The organism is Acidovorax sp. NCPPB 3576 (genome assembly GCF_028473605.1).
Taxonomy (GTDB): Bacteria; Pseudomonadota; Gammaproteobacteria; order Burkholderiales; family Burkholderiaceae_C; genus Paracidovorax.
The window spans coordinates 3,772,509-3,793,640 of the sequence record NZ_CP097267.1; the positions used below are offsets into that span (position 1 = coordinate 3,772,509).

The following is a 21,132-nucleotide window of genomic DNA, read 5'->3' on the forward strand; positions in this document are numbered from 1 at the left end:
GCGGGCCCGGCGCGGCAGGCTATTCGGACAGCACCTCGAACGCGAGGAACTGGCTGATCTGCGTGTCGTTGAAGTTGTTGTCGGACACCATCACCAGGCTGCGGTGGCCGTTGGCCAGCCGCGGGCCCCAGGCCATGCCCTCGATGTTGTCCAGCGTGCGCAGGCCCAGCGTGTTCAGGTTGAGCACCAGGCGCTTGCGCACCGGGGTGAAGCCGCCCGAGCCCAGCGAGGCCATGCCGCTCACGTCGGTGGCATCCCGGGTGTCGATCTCGTACAGGCGGATGTACATGCGGTACAGGTCGTCGCTGCCCTGCACGCCCGAGCGCTCCAGCACCAGGAAGCGGTGGTCGTCCACCGCCAGCATTTCCGACACGCCGTTGTCCGCGTTCTTGCCCGTGCCCGGCACCGCCTGGATGGGATCGACCGGATAGGCCACCGGGCGCAGCACCGCGCCGCTGCGGCTGTACTGCAGCATGCGTGAATACGCGCCCGCCGTGGGCGTGGGCACCGGGCCGTCCTGGTAGAGCGGCGCCTCCATGGCGGCCCACAGCGATGCGCCGTCGGCCGAGAAGCTGAGCCCCTCCAGCGTGAGGTTGTTGCGCGCACCGGTCGCCTGCGTGGGCGACATGCGGTACGCCGCGGGCCAGGGCAGCGCGCCCAGGGCCCGGCCGCTGGCATCGGCATGCATCACGAACGGGTCCAGGCCCAGGCTGCGATCGCCCTCGCTGGTCCACCACAGGCTGCCGTCGAGCGGATCGATGCGGATCGCCTCCGGATCGGGCACGGGGCTGGCCGCCGTGGAGGCCGTGCGCGCGGGGTACACGCTGCCGTCGGCCTGGCGCCAGGGCGTGGTGGCGAGGAACTGCACGGGCGCGAACGTGGACTGGTCGAACGTGAGGCGCGCGGTGTAGAACCGGGCGGGGCTCTTGTCGGAGCGGTCGTCGCTGACCAGCACCCAGGTGTCGCGCGCCGCGTCGTAGTCGATGCCCGAGAGGCCACCCACCACCGTGCCACCCACCTGCAGCGTGTTCGGCACGGTCTGCTCGCCGATCAGGCGCACGCTGATGTCGCGGGCGCCGCCATCGCTGCCTCCGCAGGCGGCAAGGAACACGGAGAGAACGGCGGCGCAGGCGATGGGTCGGAACATGGGCGGCTCTTTGGACAAAGTTGGGTGGCAGGGGGTGGCCAGCGCCGGACCTTAGCGGGCCCGCATGACAGGCTGATGGCGCTCGCGGCCCGGCATTTTGCAGGGAAATTTCACACATTCCAAAAGGTGGAATTTCGCTATAGTGACCGCCCCAACAACAGCTCCGGAGGTTTTCCCGCCATGCGCACCTTGATCAAACAGATTGCCGCCATCCACCTGATGACCCTGATGGCCACCAGCGCCTGGAGCCACGGAACGGGCCACGGCCCCGGCGGGGGCAGCGCCGCCCAGCCGCGCGAAGTCGTCGGCTACTTCACGTCCTGGGGCATCTACGCGCGCAACTTCAAGGTCAAGGACCTGGTCGCCCAAGGCGGCGTTCCGGCCGTGACCACCATCAACTACGCATTCGGCAACGTGCAGCCCGCGCAGGCCGGCGGCACCGGCCCGGTGGTCTGCCAGCTGGGCGATGCCTACGCCGACGTGGACCGCGCCTGGGCCGCCGAAGAGAGCGTGGACGGCCAGGCGGTCGATGCCAGCCAGCCGCTGCGCGGCAACTTCCAGCAATTGCTCGCGCTCAAGCGCGCCTACCCTGGCACCAAGGTCCTGATCGCGCTGGGCGGATGGAACGGGTCGAAATGGTTCTCCGACGCCGCGCTGACGGCAGAGTCCCGCAGCGCGCTCGTCACCTCCTGCATCGACCTGTTCATCAAGGGGCGCACCGACGGCAGCACCGCGGGCAACGGGCCGGCCGCCGGCGTGTTCGACGGCATCGACATCGACTGGGAATACCCGGCCGCGGAAGGCGCCGAGGGCAACACCGTGCGGCCCGAGGACACCCGCAACTTCACGCTGCTGCTGCAGGAGTTTCGCCGCCAGCTCGATGCGATCGACCCGCAGTTGCGCCTGACCATCGCCGCGCCGGCCGGCCCGCAGACCGCCGCCAAGATCGAACTGGCCGAGGTGGCCCAGTCGCTCGACTTCATCAACGTGATGGCCTATGACCTGCACGGCGCCTGGGAAAGCACCACCAACCACCAGGCCGCGCTCGCGCCGAACCCGAACGATCCGGCCCGTGCGCAGAAACTCTCGGTGGTCGAGACCGTGGGCCGCTACCTGCAGGCGGGCGTGCCGGCCCACAAGATCGTCGTCGGGGCGCCGCTGTATTCGCGCGGCTGGACGGGCGTGACCAACGCCCAGCGCGGCCTGTACCAGCCGGCCACGGGCGTGCCAGCCGGCACGTACGAGGCCGGCATCGAGGACTATCAGACCCTCAAGGCCAAGCCGGGCTTCACCCGCTACTGGGATGCCCATGCCCGCTCGGCCTGGCTGTTCGACGGCACCACGTTCTGGACCTTCGACGATGCGCAGACCCTGCGCGAGAAGGCCCGCTTCGTGAAGCTGGCACGGCTGCGCGGCATGATGTTCTGGGAACTGTCGGGCGACGGCGGCGAGCTGGTGCGCGCCGTGGGCGACGAACTCTCGCGCTGACCGATCACGGATCGCCAAAGGTGGAAGGCCGCTGCCGCCCGTTGGGTCGCAGCGGCCTTTTTTCAGGCCCGTGCCCGCCCCGCGCAGGCATGGTGCAACGCCCTCGTCGCAGCGCGGCCAATGCCCGAACGGGACCCGCAGCGAATCCGGGATAATCGTCCACCCATCCTGAAGGCGCCGAACATGCGCGCCTCCCCCTATTTGCCCCTCCCGACATGAGCGCAACACCCCTCGCAGACCCCAACCGCCAACACCTTGAAACCGCCAGGACGCAGATCGCCCAGGGCGAACTCCAGAAAGCCGCGCTGACGCTGAACAAGGCCCAGCAGCAGTCCCCCAACGATCCCCGCGTATTCATGCTGGCGGGCCTGATGGCGGAGAAGGCCGGCAACCTGCCCAAGGCGTTCGAGGCGCTGCGCCATGCCGTGGCGATCTCGCCGGACTGGGGCCCTGGCCTGCTGGAACTGGCCCTGCTGCTGGCACGCCAGAACCAGTTCGACGAAGCAGTGAGCACCGCGGAGAAGGTCGCTCGGATCGAACCCAACAACCTCGTGGTACTGGCCGGCGTGATCGACGTCGCGCACCGCGCGGGCCACCTGGACATGGCCGTGCGCCACCTGCGCCGCGGGCTGGAACTCGTGCCGGGCGATGCGCAGCTGCGCCGCCAGCTGGCACGCGACCTGAGCGGCCAGGGCGCGCACGCCGAATCCGTCGAGTTGTGGAGCGGCCTGATCGCCGAGAACCCGGCCGACACCGAATCGCTGCTCGGCCGCGTGAAGGCACACCTCGCTGCAGGCACGCCCGCCCGCGCCGTCGCCGACACCACCACGCTGCTGGAACTGGCCCCTGGCGACTCGGTCTATGCCTACTACGCCGCGCTGGCCCATGGCGTGACGCCGAAGCACCAGCCGCCGGAACTGAACCGCGGCCTCTTCGACAGCCTGGCCGAGATGTACGACCAGCACATGGTGCGCGGCCTGCGCTACCAGTTGCCCAAGCGCGTGGCGGACAAGATCCTCGAACGCTTCCCGGACAAGAAGCTCAACCTGCTGGACCTGGGCTGCGGCACGGGCCTGCTTGGCGTGTGCCTGGGCCGGCTGGACGGCTTTTTGATCGGCGTGGACATCTCGATGAAGATGATCGAGCAGGCCGGCCGCCACAACGTGTACGACCGCTTCCACCACGTCAACCTGCTCGACGCCCTGCAGGAAACACCCGACGCCATCTACGACGTGCTGGCCGCGCTGGACGTGTTCATCTACACCGGCGACCTGACCGAGACCGTTCCCAACGCCCTGCGCATCCTGGTGCCCCAGGGCGAGCTGATCTTCTCTTGCGAGACGTCGGACGAAGCGGGCCCGGACATGGTGCTGCAGCCCAGCGGCCGCTACGCCCACAAGCGCAGCCATGTGGTGGCGCTGTGCAAGGCGGCAGGCTTCGAAACCGTGGAAGTGGAAGACACCGTGCTGCGCTACGAGAACAACGCGCCCGTGCAGGGCTTCATCGTCACGGCGCGCAAGGCGGTCTGACGGCGGGGCGCCCACGGCGCCCCCAAAGAAAAAGCGCGGCCGGTGCCGCGCTTTTTTTCATGGCATCTCGCGCCGGATCAGAACCCCAGCGCGTGCGGCAGCCAGGTCGAGATCGCCGGCACGAAAGTCAGCAGGATCAGCACCGCCAGGTGCGCCAGCAGGAAGGGCGGCAACTCCCGCGTGAGGGCCGCCAGCGGCACCTTGGTGGCCACCGAGGTCACGAACAGCAGCCCGCCCACGGGCGGCGTGATCATGCCCAGGGTGAGGTTGACGATCACCACCATCGCGAAGTGGATCGGATCGATGCCCAGCGCCGCCGAGATGGGCGCCAGGATCGGCACGAGGATCATCACGCCCGGCAGCGGCTCCATGAAGATGCCGAACAACAGCAGCAGGATGTTCACCGCGATCAGGAAGGTGACGGGCGACAGGTTCCACCCCACGATGGTCTCTGCCAGTTGCTGGGGAATGCCTTCGATGGTCAACACCCACGCGAACGCGGCCGACGCGGCCACCACCAGCAGCACCGAGGCGGTGAGCAATGCCGAGCGCGCGGCGATGTGGGGCAGCGCCTTCCACTCCAGCGTGCGGTAGATCCATTTGCCGCAGATGAGCGCGTAGAACACCGCCACCACCGACGCCTCGGTGGGCGTGAAGATGCCGAAGCGGATGCCCACCAGAATCAGCACGACCAGCATCAGCGCCGGGATGGCGCGGATGCTGTTGGACAGCATCTCCGCCCGGCTCGGCCGGGGCTCGCGCGAGCGGTAGTCGCGGCGCACGCACACGCGCCAGTTGACGAAGGCCATGGCCGCGGCGATCAGCAGCCCGGGCGCGAAACCGGCGATGAAGAGCGCGCCCACCGACACCTGTTCGTCCTGCAGCGCATAGATGATCATGATGATCGAGGGCGGAATGATCGGCCCCACGATGGCCGTGCTGGCGGTGAGCGCCGCCGCGTAGGCGCGCGAGTAGCCCGCCTTGTCCATCATCTTGACCATCATCGAGCCGGGCCCCGCCGCATCGGCCAGTGCAGAGCCCGAGATGCCCGAGAACAGCGTGAGCGACAGGATGTTGGCATGCCCCAGTCCGCCGCGCAGATGGCCCACGAACTGCGCCGCGAAGCGCAGCAGCACCACGGTGAGCGCGCCGCCGGACATGATCTCGGCCGCGAGGATGAAGAACGGCACGGCCATCAGCGGGAAGCTGTCGATGCCGGTGAACATCTCCTTGAACACGATCAGCTGCGGATAGCGCCCGCCCACGAACACCGCGATCGCGGCCGACATGGCCAGCGCGAACGCGACGGGAAAGCCCAGCGCCATCAGGACGATGGCGGAAACGAAGAGAGTGATGGCCATGGGTCAGGTCCTTTGGAACATCACAGCGACGCGGCGGACTCGGCGTCCATCTCGTCGGACTCGACATAGCGCCCATCCCGTACATAGCCCCGGGCCATGAACAGCAGGTGCACGAACAGCAGCAGGAAGCCCACCGGCATGGCCGAATAGATCCACGCGAACGCGATGTCGGTGGCCGGCGTGGTCTGGAACCGCGTGGCCCACACGTACTGCACCGAGAACCACGCCATCACCAGGAAGAACACGCCCAACCCCGCCACGATCAGGCCGCGCAACCAGCGCGCGCCAGTCTGCCCCAGCGTGTGGTGCAGGTTGTCGATGGCCACGTGCCCGCCGAAACGCAGCACCAGCCCGGCCCCGAGGAACGTGCCCCAGATCATCAGGTGCCGGGCCACCTCCTCCGCCCAGACGATGGAATCGCCCGTGGTGTATCGCAGCACCACGTTGGCGAAGACGATGCAGGCCATGGCCAGCAGCAGGATGATGAGCAGCCAGCGGTTAAAGGCTACCAGCGCGCGCTCGAATCGGTTCAGCATGGGAAGGAGGGCACCTGCCGGCGCCAATCTGTCGGTCGATCGATCAAAACGGAAAAAGCCCGGCTAGGCCGGGCAGAGGAAAAGCGCACGCCGGACAGGCTCCGGGCGCGCCGGCCACCGTCACTTCGTGCCGGTGATCTGGTCCAGCGTCTTCTGGCCGAACTTGGTGGCGTATTGCTTGTAGGCAGGTTCCAGGGCCTTCTGAAAGGCCGCCTTGTCCACCGACTCCACGACCTGCATGCCGGCCGCCTTGACTTCGGCCAGGCCCTTTTGCTCCACGTCGTCCACGAACTTGCGCGACGCCGCCGCGCCCGCCTTGGCGCCCTGGGTGAAGGTGGCCTTCTGCGCATCGCTGAGGCCCGCCCAGAAGTTGGGCGACACGATCAGCGCCATGGGCGCATAGACGTGGCCGGTCAGCGAGAGGTACTTTTGCACCTGCGGCAGCTTAGCGGAGACGATCACCGACATGGGGTTTTCCTGCCCGTCGATCGTGCCCTGCTGCAGCGCGCCGATCACCTCGGGCCAGGACATGGGCGTGGGCGAGGCGCCCAGCGTGCGGAAGGCCGTGATGTGCACGGGGTTCTCGGTCACGCGGATCTTGAGGCCCTTGAGGTCCGCCGGCGTGCTCACCGGGTGCTTGTTGTTGGTCAGGTGGCGAAAGCCCTGCTCGCCCCAGGCCAGGGCGATCAGGCCCCGGGCCTTGAACTTGCCCAGCAGGTCCTGGCCGAAGGGCCCATCCAGCACCGCGCGGGCATGGGCCGTATCGCGGAACAGGAAGGGAATGTCCACCACGCCCACATCGGGCACGAAGTTGCTCAGGGCGCCGGTGGAGACGATCACCGCCTCCACGGTGCCCAGTTGCAGGCCTTCGATCAGCTCACGCTCGCCGCCCAGGGCGCTGGAGGGAAACTGCTTGAACTTGAAGGCGCCGTTGGTGCCCTTCTCGACCGTGTCCGCCCAGGCCTGGGCCGCGGCGCCGTAGTGCGAGTTGATCGCCAGCGCATAGCCGACCTTGGCTTCCTTGGCCTGCTGGGCGAACACGGAAACGGTGGGCAAGCCGGCAACGGCGGCGGCCAGCAACAGGCGGCGGGAAGCAATGCGCATGGAAACGGTCCGATCTGGGCCCCCAGGGGGCGTTGTGACAAAGGAGGCAGGATTATTCCCGCAGCCCTCGGCCCCTGCCCTCGGGGAAAGTACCTGCGCAGGCGCTTTTTTTCGATCAGTCCAGCAGGCGGGACGATTTGGGCACGTGCGCCATCAAAAACTCCATCTGGTCCGCCAGGATGCGGCGGTTGCGCAGGATGAAGTCTTCCCACAGGCTGGGCACGTAGGGCGCATAGAGCAGCGGCATGTGCGCCTGCTCGGGCGTGCGCGGGCCCTTGCGGTGGTTGCAGGGGCGGCAGGCCGTGACCACGTTCATCCAGTGGTCCACGCCCTGGCGCGCATAGGGCACGATGTGCTCGCGCGTGAGGTCTTCTTCGTGGAAGTGCCCGCCGCAGTACGCGCAGACGTTGCGGTCGCGGGCGAAGAGCTTGCCGTTGGTGAGGCTGGGCTTGAGGTTGAACGGGTTGATGGCCGGCACGCCCTTGGTGCCGATGATGCTGTTGACACCGATGACCGACTGTTCGCCGGTCACCGCGTTGTGGCCGCCGCGGAACCGGGCGATCTGGCCGCCGGATTCCCAGCGCACCTCGCCCGCGGCATAGTGAATGACTGCCTGTTCCAGCGAAATCCACGATTGGGGCAGCCCCTGGGCCGACAACTTCAAGACCTTCACAACTCGCCTCCTGGAACAACGATGCACACAAGGATTCAGAACGCTGATGTCTCACGGACGGCGTGCCAAGGCCGGCCTGTGGCTCACAATATACTCCGTTCATGACAAATTGGCGTCCAGCGCTTGGTACACCTGCGCAAGGCGCTATCAAAAGTAAAGCACTCCGATGAAGATCTTTCGAGGCTTCCATCACCCCGACATTGCATCGGCCTGCGCCCTCACCATCGGCAATTTCGACGGCGTGCACCGTGGGCACCAAGCCATGCTGGCACTGCTGAACAACGAGGCGGCACACCGCGGCGTGCCCAGTTGCGTACTGACGTTCGAACCCCACCCGCGCGACTACTTCGCCGGCGCCCGCCAGCGCCCCGAACTGGCGCCCGCCCGCATCGGCACGCTGCGCGACAAGCTGGACGAACTGCGCCGCTGCGGGGTGCAGCAGACCGTGGTGCTGCCCTTCAACGAACGGCTGGCCAGCCAGCCGCCGCAGGCTTTCATCGAGGACGTGCTGGTGCGCGGCCTGGGCGCGCGCTACGTGCTGGTGGGCGACGATTTCCGCTTCGGCGCGCAGCGTGCGGGCGACTACGCCATGCTGGACAGCGCCGGCCGCAGCCAAGGCTTCGAAGTGGCCCGGATGAACAGCTACGAGGTGCACGGCCTGCGCGTGTCGAGCTCGGCCGTGCGCGAAGCCCTGGCTGCCGGCCGCATGGAAGACGCTGCCCGGCTGCTGGGCCGGCCCTACGCCATCTCGGGCCACGTGGTGCACGGACGCAAGCTCGGCCGCGAACTGGGCGCCAGCCGCGAAGGCGCCGGCGACGGCTTTCGCACGCTCAACCTGCGCTTTGCCCACTGGAAACCCGCCGCGGGCGGCATCTTCGCCGTGCGTGTGCACGGCCTGGCCGCCGATCCCCTGCCGGGCGTGGCCAACCTGGGCGTGCGCCCGTCGCTCGACCCGAAGGACGTGAACGGCGGCCGCGTGCTTCTGGAGACGCACTGCCTGGACTGGCCCCGCGATCTGGGACCCGAAGGGGCGTACGGTAAAATCGCCCGCGTGGAACTCCTGCACAAACTGCACGACGAGCTGAAATACGACAGCCTCGACGCCCTCACCCGCGGCATCGCCCAGGACTGCGATGACGCGCGTGCGTATTTCTCCGCCGCCACGCACGCCGAGACCCGTCGCCAGACCACGCGCGACCGAATTTGACGGTCCCCGTGCCGCAGCGCAGCCCTGCGGCCCCGTCCGCCCCCTCATCTTCTTTCTCTTCCTGCGTTCCAGGCCATGGCCCGGAACGGCCCGCTCCTTAGGTCTTGCCATGTCCGAGAACACGAACGCCAACCCCACCCCTTCCACCGGCACAGATTACCGCGCCACGCTCAACCTGCCCGACACCGCCTTTCCGATGCGCGGCGATCTGCCCAAGCGCGAGCCGGGCTGGGTGAAGGAATGGGACGAAAAAGGCATCTACAAGAAGCTGCGCGACGCCCGCTGCGGCGCACCGAAGTTCATCCTGCACGACGGCCCGCCCTACGCCAACGGCCAGATCCACATGGGCCATGCAGTGAACAAGATCCTGAAGGACATGATCACCAAGGCGCGCCAGCTCGAAGGCTTCGACGCGCTGTACGTGCCCGGCTGGGACTGCCACGGCCTGCCGATCGAGAACGCCATCGAGAAAAAGCACGGCCGCAACCTGAGCCGCGACGACATGCAGGCCAAGAGCCGCGCCTATGCCACCGAGCAGATCGCGCAGCAGATGGGCGACTTCCAGCGCCTGGGCGTGCTGGGCGAATGGGACAACCCCTACAAGACGATGAACTTCGCCAACGAGGCGGGCGAAATCCGGGCGTTCAAGCGCGTGATGGAGCGCGGCTTCGTGTACCGGGGCCTGAAGCCCGTGTACTGGTGCTTCGACTGCGGCTCGTCGCTGGCCGAATTCGAGATCGAGTACCAGGACAAGAAGAGCACCACGCTGGACGTGGCCTTCAAGGCGCACGAACCTGCCAAGCTGGCCGCCGCCTTCGGCCTGCAAGGACAGGAAGGCCCCTCCGGTAGCCTGTCCAAAGACGCCTTCGTGGTGATCTGGACCACCACCGCCTGGACCATCCCCGCCAACCAGGCGCTGAATTTGAACCCCGCCTTGACCTACGCGCTGGTGGACACCGAGCGCGGCCTGCTGGTGCTGGCCGAATCGCTGGTGGAAGACTGCATGGCGCGCTACGGCCTCACCGGCCAGGTGCTGGCCACGGCACTGGGCGAAAAGCTCGGCGGGCTGGAGTTCGAACACCCGCTCTACGACGTCGATGCCGGCTACCGGCGCCTGTCGCCCGTGTACCTGGCCGACTACGCCACGGCTGACGACGGCACCGGCATCGTGCACTCCTCGCCCGCCTACGGCCTGGAGGATTTCAACTCCTGCCGCGCGCATGGCCTGGCGCTGGACGACATCCTGAACCCCGTGCAGGGCAACGGCACCTACGCGGCGGACTTCCCCCTGTTCGGCGGCCAGCACATCTGGAAGGCCGTGCCGGTCGTCATCGAGGCGCTGCGCAACGCTGGCCGCCTGATGGCCACCAAGGACATCACCCACAGCTACCCGCACTGCTGGCGCCACAAGACGCCGGTGATCTACCGGGCGGCCGCGCAATGGTTCATCCGCATGGACGAAGGCGAAGGCGTGTTCACCAAGGACAAGGCGCCCAAGACCCTGCGCCAGACGGCGCTGGAGGCCATCGAGCACACCAGCTTCTACCCCGAGAACGGCAAGGCCCGCCTGCACGACATGATCGCCAACCGGCCCGACTGGTGCATCTCGCGCCAGCGCAGCTGGGGCGTGCCCATCCCGTTCTTCCTGCACAAGGACTCGGGCGAGCTGCATCCGCGCACCATGGAAATCATGGACCAGGCGGCCGATATCGTCGAGAAGGGCGGCATCGAGGCCTGGAGCCGCGTGACGCCCGAAGACATCCTGGGCGCCGAGGATGCCGCCTGCTACACCAAGAGCACCGACATCCTGGAAGTGTGGTTCGACTCCGGCTCCACCTTCTTCCACGTGCTGCGCGGCACGCACCCGGGCGTGCACCACGACACCGGCCCCGAGGCCGACCTGTACCTGGAAGGCCACGACCAGCACCGCGGCTGGTTCCACAGCTCGCTGCTGCTGGCCAGCGCGCTGGAGGGCCGCGCGCCCTACAAGGGCCTGCTGACCCACGGCTTCACCGTGGACAGCCAGGGCCGCAAGATGAGCAAGTCGCTCGGCAACGGCATCGACCCGCAGGAGATCAACAAGAAGCTCGGCGCCGAGATCATCCGCCTGTGGGTGGCCGCCAGCGACTATTCGGGCGACATCGCGGGCGACGACAAGATCCTGGCGCGCGTGGTGGACGCCTACCGCCGCATCCGCAACACGCTGCGCTTCCTGCTGGCCAACGTGAGCGACTTCGATCCGAAGGCCGACGCCGTGCCGTTCGACCAGATGCTGGAGATCGACCGCTATGCGCTCACGCGAGCGGCCGAGTTCCAGGCCGAAGTGCTGGCCCACTACCAGGTGTACGAGTTCCACCCCGTGGTGGCCAAGCTGCAGCTTTACTGCTCGGAAGACCTGGGCGGCTTCTACCTCGACGTGCTGAAAGACCGCCTGTACACCACGACGCCCAAGAGCCTGGCGCGCCGCAGCGCCCAGACCGCGCTCTACCAGATCACGCACGCCATGCTGCGCTGGATGGCGCCCTTCCTGTCGTTCACGGCGGAAGAGGCGTGGAAGGTGTTCGGCACGTCCGAATCGATCTTCCTGGAAACCTATGGCGCCATCGCGGGCGCTGACGAAGGGCTGTTGGCCAAGTGGGCGCGCCTGCGCGCCATCCGCGATGCGGTGAACAAGGAAATCGAAGCGCTGCGCGCGGCCGGCCAGGTGGGCTCGTCGCTGCAGGCCACGGTCACCCTGACTGCCGCCCCCGAGGACCACGCGCTGCTCGCCAGCCTCGGCGACGATCTGAAGTTCGTCTTCATCACGTCCGCGATCGAACTGGTGGCGGGCGATGCGCTGCGGATCAGCGTGCAGGCCAGTTCCGATACCAAGTGCGAGCGCTGCTGGCACTACCGCAGCGATGTGGGTCAGGACCCGGCCCACCCGACCCTTTGCGGCCGCTGCACCAGCAACCTGTATGGCGCCGGCGAAGCGCGGGAGCACGCGTGATGGCCCGCAGCAACTATTCGTCCCCCTCCTCCGCCGCTGGCGGCAAGATGTGGCCCTGGCTCGTCTGGGCGCTGCTGATCCTGATCGCCGACCAGTTCACCAAGACGCTGATCCTGGGCTACTACCGGCTGGGCGATGCCACCTACATCACCAGCTTCTTCAACATCGTGCGTGCGCACAACACGGGCGCGGCCTTCTCCTTCCTGGCGGACGCGGGCGGCTGGCAGCGCTGGGTGTTCACGGGCATCGGTGTGGCGGCCACGCTGTTCATCGTGTGGCAGTTGCGCGCGCACCCCGGGCAGAAGCTGTTTTGCTTTGCACTGTCCAGCATTTTGGGCGGCGCCGTGGGCAACGTGGTGGACCGCATGATGCACGGCTACGTGGTGGATTTTCTCGACTTCCACGCGCGGGGCTGGCACTTTCCGGCCTTCAACCTGGCGGACTCGGCCATCACGGTGGGAGCGGCCTGCCTGATCCTGGATGAGCTGCTGAGGGTGAAGCGCTCTTCCTGAGCCGTGGTCGGGGGGGCCCGACTGCGGAGGGCTCGCACCCGGAAATTTCAGCGGCTTTTGCGAAGTTGGTGCTTCGCGCCATTCAACAGGCCGGGCACTTCCTTTTGTGCATCCCGAATGCTGAGGCCGGGCTTCATCTCGCGGGCCACGCCCACTGCGAGGGTGTCATTGAGCAGGCTGCGTCGGGCTTTTTGCAGGCTGGGTGGTGCCGCCAGCGCATCGCTGGAAACACCGAACCGGGTGGCCTTGGCGATGTCGACCGCACGATTGAGTTTGGTCTGGACGCGTAACTCGAAAGCCCGGCTGATCACCGGCATGCCCCGATAGGTGAGGTGGGGCGGCCAGCGGTAATCCGGCACAACCGTTGCGTTCGCCTGAAAGAACATCGCAGCCAGCCCCTGCCCGTTACTCGCGATCAGCCAATCTGTCCGGGCTTTTGCGGCCAGGCCGGAGGTCTGAGAAAAGTTGAAATAAGACTGGGTGCTCTCCTGCACGTCCGACAGCTGGCCATCGGACGCGAACACGGCAGGGCCATCCATCCACGGATCCAAGACCAAAGCAAAGGCACTGTGAGGATTTGCCTCTTGCCTCCACTCGGCCCACACATGGCCAATCTGCGAGGAGGTCACTTGATACAGCACCTCACCCGGCCGCAAAGAGGGTGCATGCAACATGACGCCAAGCGCAGCATGCTCGTCGCAGGTTCCCGTCTGCGCGAACAGCGCAGCCGTGGCCCGTGCCTGCACCCGCGGCCACCCTGCCATCTGGATCAACTGGTACGTCATGGCATTGCAGGCAACGCTTCTGCGTGAGCTTTCTCCCCGCGTGCGCTCGATATCGCTGGCCACATTGCCCCGACCTAAAGGCAGCATTTCGCGAACTGCATCGACCGTTCGATTGGCCAGCCTCAGCCGTGCAAGGTCTGCGCTGTCCACCACCCGGCCATCGATTGCGCGGGCCATGACGTAGGGACGCAGCCGAGCGTCGTTCTGCTGGTGCATTGCCGCGTCTGAAAACGGGAAGTACTGGCGCGGAGGAAGCCCCCCGGACGATGCCGCACGCGCCGGCAGTCCGGCACAAGCCGTTCGGGAAGACGGCGCGGAGATGGGGTGAGTCACCGTCAACGCATCGGTGCCAGTCACTACGGCCCGCTGCGCCGGCCGAGCGTTGCGAGAGGAAAGAGGCGTAACCATGGCGGCTCCAGTGCGATCGCAAGGAAAACAGGTCTTTGCCGGCCAGAGGATGCCCCACCAGGAACCCTTGCGAATGCGCCGTGCGAACGATTTCGTGCGCATGCGAAGCGCCATTCCCATAGGCAAGCCCGAGCTGTCATCACGCCGTCACGCCGCGCCGCTCCAATGCCATGAAATCGATTACATGGCCTTTTCCAGCCCCACCCCACTCCCATGACCATCCAGGACGTTGCCCGCGAAGCCGGGGTTTCGGTCGCCACCGTGTCCCGCGCGTTCAACCTGCCGGACAAGGTCATGCCGGCCACGCGCGACCTCGTGCTCGGCGTGGCCGAGCGCCTGGGCTACGCGCCCAACGCCAGTGCCCGCACCCTGCGCACGCAGCGCAGCCGCGTCATCGGGGTGGTGCTGCCCACGCTGCTCAATCCCGTGTTTGCGGAATGCCTCGAAGGCATCGCGCGCGCCGCTGCGCTGGGGGGCTATGCCATCCTGCCGTTCACCACTGAATACGCGGTCGCGCAGGAAGAGCGCGCCGTACACCTGCTGCTGGCCGGCAATGTGGACGGCATGATCCTCGTGGTGTCGCAGCCCGAAGCCTCGGCTGCGCTCGCGCGCCTGGCTGCGGCTGCGCTGCCTTATGTGCTGGCCTACAACCGGCATCCCGGCCACCCTTGCGTGTCGGTGGACAGCGAAAGCGCCGTGGCCGACCTGGTGGTGCAACTGGTGGCGCTGGGGCACCGGCGAATCGCCATGGTGAGCGGCCAGCTCGCTGCGTCCGACCGGGCGCAGCAGCGCTGCAGGGGCTTTCGCCGCGGCATGGCGGCCGCGGGGCTGGCAGAGGCGCCCGTGGTCGAAGTCCCGTTCGTGGAAACCGCCGTGGAGGAAGTGGCCCAGCTGCTGCGCGGGGCGGGCCGGCCCACTGCACTGGTCTGCTCCAACGACCTCATTGCGATCCGCTGCCTGCGGGCGGCCCACCAGGCTGGCCTGGCCGTGCCACGCGATCTCAGCGTGGTGGGCTTCGACGGCATCGCGCTGGGGCAGGACCTCACGCCCATGCTCAGCACCGTGGCACAGCCAAATGCCGACATCGGCCGCTGCAGCGTGGAACTGCTGATCCAGGCCATGGCGGCGAATGCACCGCTCGCGCCGGGGGACAGCCTGACGCTGCCGCATCACTTGCGTGCTGGCGAATCCTGCGCCGGTGCCTGAGCGACGGATCCCGCAACCGACGTCCCCCAACCCATCCCTTCCCTCGTTCTGCTTTTCTGGAGCCCCCGATGAAACCCACCTTGCAAACCCTGATCCGCACCACCGTGCTGGCCTTCGGCCTGGCCTGCGGCGCCGCCGCGATGGCGCAAACCGCCATTTGCTACAACTGCCCGCCCGAATGGGCCGACTGGGGCAGCCAGCTCAAGGCCATCAAGGCCCGCACGGGCGTGACCGTGCCGCCGGACAACAAGAACTCCGGCCAGGCCCTTGCCCAGATGGTGGCCGAGCGCGCAAGCCCCGTGGCCGACGTGACCTACCTCGGCGTGACGTTCGCCATCCAGGCGCAGAAAGACGGCGTGGTGGGCACCTACCAGCCCGCCGGCTGGAAAGACATTCCGGAAGGCCTCAAGGACCCGGCGGGTCACTGGTTCACCATCCACTCGGGCACGCTCGGCTTCATGGTGAACGTCGATGCGCTCAAGGGCAAGCCGGTGCCGCAATCGTGGGCCGACCTGCTCAAGCCCGAGTACAAGGGCCTGATCGGCTACCTTGACCCGGCCTCGGCCTTCGTGGGCTACGTGGGCGCGGTGGCGGCCAACCAGGCCCGCGGCGGCACCATGGACAACTTCGCACCCGGCATCGACTACTTCAAGGCGCTGCAGAAGAACGAGCCCATCGTGCCCAAGCAGACGGCCTATGCCCGCGTGCTGTCGGGCGAGATCGCCATCTTGCTGGACTACGACTTCAACGCCTACCGCGCCAAGTACAAGGACCAGGCCAACGTGCAGTTCGTCATTCCCGCGGAAGGCACCGTGGTCGTGCCTTACGTGATGAGCCTGGTGGCCAATGCCCCGCATGCGGCAGACGCCAGGAAGGTGCTGGACTTCGTGCTGTCCGACGAGGGCCAGGCGCTCTGGGCCAACGCCTACCTGCGCCCGGTGCGCGCCAGCGCCATGCCCAAGGAAGTGCAGGCCCGCTTCCTGCCGGCCAGCGACTACGCGCGCGCCAAGACCGTGGACTACGGCCGCATGGCCGCTGCGCAAAAGGCGTTCTCCGACCGCTATCTGAAAGAAGTGCAGTAACGCCATGGGCCACGGAGGTTCCGCTCCTTCGCGCCCGGTGCTGCTGGCGTGCGCCGCGCCGGCCGTGGCGTTCTTCGCCGCGTTCTGGCTGCTGCCCGTCGCCCTGCTGCTGGCCCTGCCTGCGGCCAAGGGCTGGGCGACCTACTTCGCGGTGCTGACCCATGCGCGCTACCTGCAGAGCCTGCTGCAGACGCTGGGGCTGTCGCTTGCCGTCACGCTGGCCACGCTGGTGCTGGGTGCGCTGGTGGGCATCACGCTCGCGCGCCAGCGCTTTCATGGCCGGGCGCTGCTGCTGTCGCTGCTCACGCTGCCGCTGTCGTTTCCCGGCGTGATCGTGGGCTTTTTCATGATCCTGCTGGGCGGGCGGCAGGGGCTGGTGGCCGACCTGTCGGAGGCGCTGGGCGCGGGCCGCACCACGTTCGCCTACGGCCTGACCGGCCTGTTCCTGGCGTATCTGTACTTCTCGCTGCCACGGGCCATCGCCACCTACACGGCGGCGGCCGGCAGCATGGATGCGCAACTCGAAGAAGCCGCCCGCTCGCTCGGCGCCTCGCGCTGGCGCGTGGCCCGCGATGTGTGGGTGCCCGAGCTGGCGGCCACGACGCTGGCTTGCGGCGCCATCGTGTTCGCCACGGCCATGGGCGCGTTCGGCACGGCGTTCACGCTGTCGGCCAAGTTCGAGGTGCTGCCCATCACCATCTACAACGAGTTCACCAACTATGCCAACTTCGCGCTGGCCGCCAGCCTGTCGATCACGCTCGGGCTGATCACCTGGCTGGCGCTGTGGGTGTCGCGCCGCGTGTCCGGCACCACCGCTTTCTGAAGGGGCCGAAACCATGCGAAATGCAAGACAGGCCCCGGCCTTGCTGGTGGCGCTGACCGCACTGGTCGCGCTGTTCATGATCGCGCCCATCGCTCTGTCGGTGATGGCAGGGCTGGTCAACAACTACAGCCTGGGCCTGAAAAGCGGCCTCACGCTGCGCTGGCTGGGCGAGGTGTGGGAGAACTACGGCGGCACGGTGGGCTGGTCCCTGGTGCTGGCGCTGCTGTGCGTGCTGGGCAATCTGGTGCTGGGCGTGCCCTGCGCCTATGCCCTGGCGCGCAGCCGCTCGCGCTGGGCGCGGCTCTTTGAAGAATTGCTCACCCTGCCCGTCGCCGTGCCCGGGCTGGCCAGCGCGCTGGCACTCATCCTCGCCTACGGCACGCTGCAAGGCTTTCGGCAGAGCTTCGCCTTCATCCTGGTGGGGCACATGGTTTTCACGCTGCCCTTCATGGTGCGCACCGTGGGATCGGCATTCCAGAAGAACGAACTGCGCTCTCTCGAAGAGGCCGCGCGCTCGCTGGGCGCCAGCTTCGCGCAGCGCTTTCTGGGCGTGCTGGTGCCGGCCGTGCTGCCGGCCATCGTAGCGGGCAGCCTGATGGTGTTCACGCTCTCGGTGGGCGAGTTCAACCTTACCTGGATGCTGCACACGCCGCTCACCCGCACGCTGCCCGTGGGCCTGGCCGACAGCTATGCCTCCATGCGCATCGAGATCGGCTCGGCCTACACACTGGTCTTTCTGATCGTCATCCTGCCCGTGCTGTGGGGCCTGCAAGCCATCGGCACCTTCATCGAGAAACACCATGGAACTTGAACGCACGCGCGTGGACGTGGTCCAGTGCGCCAAAACCTATGCCGACGGCACCCGCGGCCTGCAGCCCACCGACCTGACCGTGGAGCCCGGCGAAGTCATGGCCCTGCTCGGACCGTCGGGCTGCGGCAAGACCACGCTGCTGCGCCTGATCGCCGGGCTGGAAGCGCCCGATGCCGGCAGCCGCATCGCTTTCGGAAGCACCGATGTCACCCGCATGCCGATCGAGCAACGCGGCGTCGGCATGGTGTTCCAGCACTACGCGCTTTTTCCGCAGATGACGGTGGAGGCCAACATCGGCTATGGCCTCAAGATCCGCGGCGTGGCCGAAGGCGAGCGCCGCCGCGCCGTGGGCGAACTCGTCGATCTGGTGCGCCTGGGCGGCCTGGAGAAAAAGCGCCCGGCCGAGCTCTCCGGCGGCCAGCGCCAGCGGGTGGCCCTGGCCCGCGCCGTGGCCGCGCGCCCGCGCGTGCTGCTGCTGGACGAGCCCCTCACCGCGCTGGATGCCAAGCTCAAGGAATCGCTGCGCGACGAACTGGCCGACCTGCTGCGCCGCCTGCACATCACCGCCATCCACGTCACCCATGACCAGCAGGAGGCTCTGGCCATCGCCGACCGGCTGGCCGTGATGCACGCCGGCCGCATCGTGCAGGTGGGCGAGGGCGAGGCGCTCTACCGAGCGCCCAGCCACCCGTTCGTGGCCACCTTCCTGGGCCGGGTGAACCGCATCGTGCCGGGGGTCGAGCCCAGCGAAGCGCGAAGGCTGCCGCACCTCACGGCGCTGTGGGCAGGCAACGCGCTGTCTGCCGATACACCCGATGCGCTGCTCGTGCGCCCCGAGGACGTCGAGGTGGGCCCGGCCCTGCCCGACTGGGGCGCCGCCGCCGTGACGCGCCGCAGTTTCCTGGGCGACCGCGTGCAGCTCACACTGGCCGTCCCGGGGCACACGCCCCTCCTGGCCGATGTGCACCGTGACCACCCCGCGCGCGAAGGCGAGTGGGTGGGCTTTCGCATCGCCACCCACCGGCTCCTGTCCGTCACCGAAAGCCTCAGCGCATGACCCACATGAACACCACCACCTTGCTGCTGCAGCTCTCCGACCTGCACATCCGCGAGCGCGGCCGGCTGGCCTATGGCCGGCTGGACACCGCTCCCTACCTGCGCCAGGCCGTGGACACGGTGCTGCGCATGCCGCAGCGCCCGGATGCCGTCGTGGTCACCGGCGACCTGACCGACTTCGGCCGGCCTGCGGAATACGGCCACCTGCGCGAACTGATGGCGCCGCTCGGGGCCATGCCGCTCTACCTGCTGCCCGGCAACCACGACGACCGCGAGCAACTGCGTGCCAGCTTCCCCGGGCACACCTACCTTGGCGAAGACGGCTTCGTGCAATACAGCGTGCCCGTGGGCGGGCTGCAGCTCATCGCACTCGACACCGTGGTGCCCGGCGCCAGCGAAGGCGGCCTGTGCGAGGCACGGCTGGCGTGGCTGGAGCGCGAATTGGAGGCACAACGCGGCCGGCCAGTGGTCATCGCCATGCACCACCCGCCTTTCCGCACGCTGATCGGCCACATGGACGCTATCGGCCTGCTGGAAGGCGCCCAGGCGCTGGAGGCCATCGTGGCGCGGCACCCCAACGTGGAGCGGGTGGTCTGCGGCCACCTGCACCGCGCCATCCAGGTGCGCTTCGGCGGCACCCTTGCGGCGACCGTGCCATCGCCCGCGCACCAGGTGTGCCTGGACCTGGCACCCGACGCCGCCTCGGCCTGGACGCTGGAGCCGCCCGGCTTCGGGGTGCATGCGCTGCCGCAGGGCGGGAGGCTGGTCAGCCACATCGCGGCCAGCGGGACGTATCCCGGGCCATATCCGTTTCACGAGGCGGGGCAACTCATCGATTGAGAATGCCACCAACCCCAAGCCCCCTTGTGCCGCGAGGTTGGCCTCACGGCACGACCACGCTCAACGGCTACTCGGGAAAATCTCTGCCCTGGAGTAGCCCTCGATCATGGTCAGATGTTCCACGCCGTTTCGCATGCGGGCTTTGATGTCGCTGATCGATGCCGCCAGTTCATTGAATTTCGCTGCGGGGTCCATGGCCGCCGCATCGCGCCACTGCTTGAGCTGCCGAGGATCCAGCCGGGCACCCAGCGTTTCGTCGGCCAGTTGCTCCACCAGATCGTCATAGCCTTCCAGCATCTCGTCCTTTGCCGCAAGCACCTGCTCCAGGTTTTGGATCTTTCTGCCCATCGCCTGGACGTTTCCGAGGAGTTCCAGCACGCCACTGACGTGATATCGCATGTTCATGGTGCGCAGAGACAACAAGGCCTGCGCCATTCCATGGCGCTTTTCGTCTGCCGCTTGCTGGGCCAGCGCAGCAGTTGATTCGGCAGCCACCGTGCTGGCGGCATGTTTTGGGGAGGCAGGAGCGCCAGCCGCCGGCTGGGTCAGCGCGTTCGCTTCAGCGGCAGGGGGGCTGGCAGCCGCTTTCGGCGGTTCGGAGTGGACGGGCGCAACGGTCAACTCCACCTTGGCTTCGACCTCCACGCTCTCCTTCGTTTCCTTTGCCGCTTCTGTTTCCGTGCCGGTCTCCAGATCCGAGCCCCAATCCGACAGCGCGTCCATGAAGACGTCGGTATCCGAGTCCGTTTCCGATTCAGGGGCGCCCTCCAGCCGCGCCTGCATGTCGCGCACTGCGGCCTCCGCGTCCTGGAACACCGCCTCCAGATTCACCGATGCGGCCTGGGCCCAATGGCCGTAGCGGCCCGGATTTGAGTGCCCATCCAACTGGTTCATCTGCTTGCGCAGTTCTGCCTGCGCACCGAGCGCAGCGTCTCTGAACCGCAGCATGTCTTGCAGATTCCGAACCTGGGCCTGCACCGCCGCAAGGTTGTCCGACACCGATTTCTCGGCATCATCGACATAACCCTTCGGCTCGCCCAACATCTTGAGAATCCCCTGGGCCGCCCGATCGTGCTGATGCATGGCTGTGTCCAGTGACTTCGCGACAGTGGCCACGGAAGCCTTCGACACCTCCTCGGTGCCGGCCGGTGACGACTGGATACGGATGCCCACGTTTGATCGGGGACGATTCACGTGGGAGCCCCCGTGCATCGGCGGCATCCCGCCGTCCCCGGTGGATGTGGGTTGATGCCCGGCCCTGCCTTGCAGGCCGAGCCCGGTCCGCGGCATGGAACTCGACCTTGCCGCCGGGACGGCTTCCTTTCCGCGGTCGGCAACGGAGCGGGCAACCCGCGGCGGCGACTTGATTTCTGTGAGCTGGACCATGGCTTCTCCCTTGAATGCTTATGTGGAAGGGCCGAGCGTAGGAACGGGCCTTCCGCGCCGCGCCGCACAACCCGAAGCCCTTGCCCGACACGCGAAACCTGGACTACCCCGTGCCACCCAGTCCACCCGGCATGCCAGCCCGACCCGCCCGGGCCCGTGGTTGCTGGCCGGCTGCTATGGATTCAGGAG

At 67.6% G+C, this 21,132-nt stretch carries 18 protein-coding genes; 11 read left to right on the forward strand and 7 right to left on the reverse strand.

Going from position 1 to position 21,132, the window contains the following annotated elements; genetic code table 11:
• Positions 1-19 precede the first annotated feature (19 nt).
• A complete protein-coding gene (locus M5C98_RS17385) occupies positions 20-1,147 on the reverse strand; it encodes an esterase-like activity of phytase family protein (RefSeq protein WP_272548714.1) in 1,128 nt (375 codons plus the stop codon).
• 180 nt (positions 1,148-1,327) lie between these two features.
• On the opposite strand from M5C98_RS17385, the gene M5C98_RS17390 reads away from it, so the two are divergent.
• On the forward strand, positions 1,328-2,635 hold the full coding sequence (locus M5C98_RS17390; protein ID WP_272548715.1) for a glycoside hydrolase family 18 protein: 1,308 nt from the start codon (positions 1,328-1,330) through the stop codon (positions 2,633-2,635).
• Between the two features lie 215 nt (positions 2,636-2,850).
• Positions 2,851-4,164 carry a tetratricopeptide repeat protein gene (locus M5C98_RS17395; protein WP_272548716.1) on the forward strand — a complete coding sequence of 438 codons (1,314 nt, stop codon included), beginning with the start codon at positions 2,851-2,853 and terminating at the stop codon, positions 4,162-4,164.
• Between the two features lie 77 nt (positions 4,165-4,241).
• Here M5C98_RS17395 and M5C98_RS17400 read toward each other — a convergent pair whose 3' ends face one another.
• The 4 genes from M5C98_RS17400 to M5C98_RS17415 all read right to left on the reverse strand — a co-directional run bounded on the left by M5C98_RS17400 (position 4,242) and on the right by M5C98_RS17415 (position 7,838).
• Entirely contained in the window at positions 4,242-5,525 is a 1,284-nt protein-coding gene (locus tag M5C98_RS17400; protein ID WP_272548717.1) for a TRAP transporter large permease, read from the reverse strand.
• 20 nt (positions 5,526-5,545) lie between these two features.
• Entirely contained in the window at positions 5,546-6,061 is a 516-nt protein-coding gene (locus M5C98_RS17405) for a TRAP transporter small permease (RefSeq protein ID WP_272548718.1), read from the reverse strand.
• Positions 6,062-6,181: 120 nt separating this feature from the next.
• Positions 6,182-7,165 (reverse strand): TRAP transporter substrate-binding protein, encoded by a 984-nt coding sequence (locus M5C98_RS17410; RefSeq protein ID WP_272548719.1) that lies wholly within the window; start codon positions 7,163-7,165, stop codon positions 6,182-6,184.
• 115 nt (positions 7,166-7,280) lie between these two features.
• The gene (locus M5C98_RS17415) at positions 7,281-7,838 is read right to left on the reverse strand and encodes an HNH endonuclease (RefSeq protein ID WP_272548720.1); all 558 of its coding nucleotides are present in this window, start codon (positions 7,836-7,838) and stop codon (positions 7,281-7,283) included.
• Positions 7,839-8,004: 166 nt separating this feature from the next.
• On the opposite strand from M5C98_RS17415, the gene M5C98_RS17420 reads away from it, so the two are divergent.
• From M5C98_RS17420 to lspA, 3 genes are all read left to right on the forward strand, one after another.
• Complete coding sequence (locus M5C98_RS17420) at positions 8,005-9,045, forward strand: bifunctional riboflavin kinase/FAD synthetase (RefSeq protein WP_272548721.1); 1,041 nt, start codon at positions 8,005-8,007, stop codon at positions 9,043-9,045.
• Positions 9,046-9,154: 109 nt separating this feature from the next.
• Positions 9,155-12,034, forward strand: a complete 2,880-nt coding sequence (ileS, locus tag M5C98_RS17425) for an isoleucine--tRNA ligase (protein ID WP_272548722.1) — start codon at positions 9,155-9,157, stop codon at positions 12,032-12,034.
• Positions 12,034-12,546: a signal peptidase II gene (gene lspA / locus M5C98_RS17430; protein WP_272548723.1), complete on the forward strand. Its 513-nt coding sequence runs from the start codon at positions 12,034-12,036 to the stop codon at positions 12,544-12,546. The genes ileS and lspA overlap by 1 nt, the downstream gene beginning before the upstream one ends.
• Before the next feature lie 47 nt (positions 12,547-12,593).
• On the opposite strand, the gene M5C98_RS17435 is transcribed toward lspA, so the two are convergent.
• A complete protein-coding gene (locus M5C98_RS17435; protein WP_272548724.1) occupies positions 12,594-13,547 on the reverse strand; it encodes a hypothetical protein in 954 nt (317 codons plus the stop codon).
• Between the two features lie 405 nt (positions 13,548-13,952).
• Between M5C98_RS17435 and M5C98_RS17440 the strand changes: the two genes are divergently transcribed.
• The 6 genes from M5C98_RS17440 (at position 13,953) to M5C98_RS17470 (ending at position 19,557) form a co-directional block, all read left to right on the forward strand.
• Positions 13,953-14,945, forward strand: coding sequence for a LacI family DNA-binding transcriptional regulator (locus M5C98_RS17440; protein WP_272548725.1), 993 nt, complete (start codon positions 13,953-13,955; stop codon positions 14,943-14,945).
• 68 nt (positions 14,946-15,013) lie between these two features.
• The gene (locus tag M5C98_RS17445; RefSeq protein WP_272548726.1) at positions 15,014-16,027 is read left to right on the forward strand and encodes an ABC transporter substrate-binding protein; all 1,014 of its coding nucleotides are present in this window, start codon (positions 15,014-15,016) and stop codon (positions 16,025-16,027) included.
• Positions 16,028-16,031: 4 nt separating this feature from the next.
• Positions 16,032-16,850, forward strand: coding sequence for an ABC transporter permease (locus M5C98_RS17450; protein WP_272548727.1), 819 nt, complete (start codon positions 16,032-16,034; stop codon positions 16,848-16,850).
• A gap of 13 nt (positions 16,851-16,863) precedes the next feature.
• Positions 16,864-17,661, forward strand: coding sequence for an ABC transporter permease (locus M5C98_RS17455; protein ID WP_272548728.1), 798 nt, complete (start codon positions 16,864-16,866; stop codon positions 17,659-17,661).
• On the forward strand, positions 17,651-18,718 hold the full coding sequence (locus M5C98_RS24810; protein ID WP_442867193.1) for an ABC transporter ATP-binding protein: 1,068 nt from the start codon (positions 17,651-17,653) through the stop codon (positions 18,716-18,718). Before M5C98_RS17455 ends, M5C98_RS24810 begins: the two co-directional genes overlap by 11 nt.
• Before the next feature lie 5 nt (positions 18,719-18,723).
• Positions 18,724-19,557 carry a phosphodiesterase gene (locus tag M5C98_RS17470; RefSeq protein ID WP_272553321.1) on the forward strand — a complete coding sequence of 278 codons (834 nt, stop codon included), beginning with the start codon at positions 18,724-18,726 and terminating at the stop codon, positions 19,555-19,557.
• Between the two features lie 60 nt (positions 19,558-19,617).
• Here M5C98_RS17470 and M5C98_RS17475 read toward each other — a convergent pair whose 3' ends face one another.
• Positions 19,618-20,943, reverse strand: a complete 1,326-nt coding sequence (locus M5C98_RS17475; RefSeq protein WP_272548729.1) for a hypothetical protein — start codon at positions 20,941-20,943, stop codon at positions 19,618-19,620.
• Positions 20,944-21,132 lie beyond the last annotated feature (189 nt).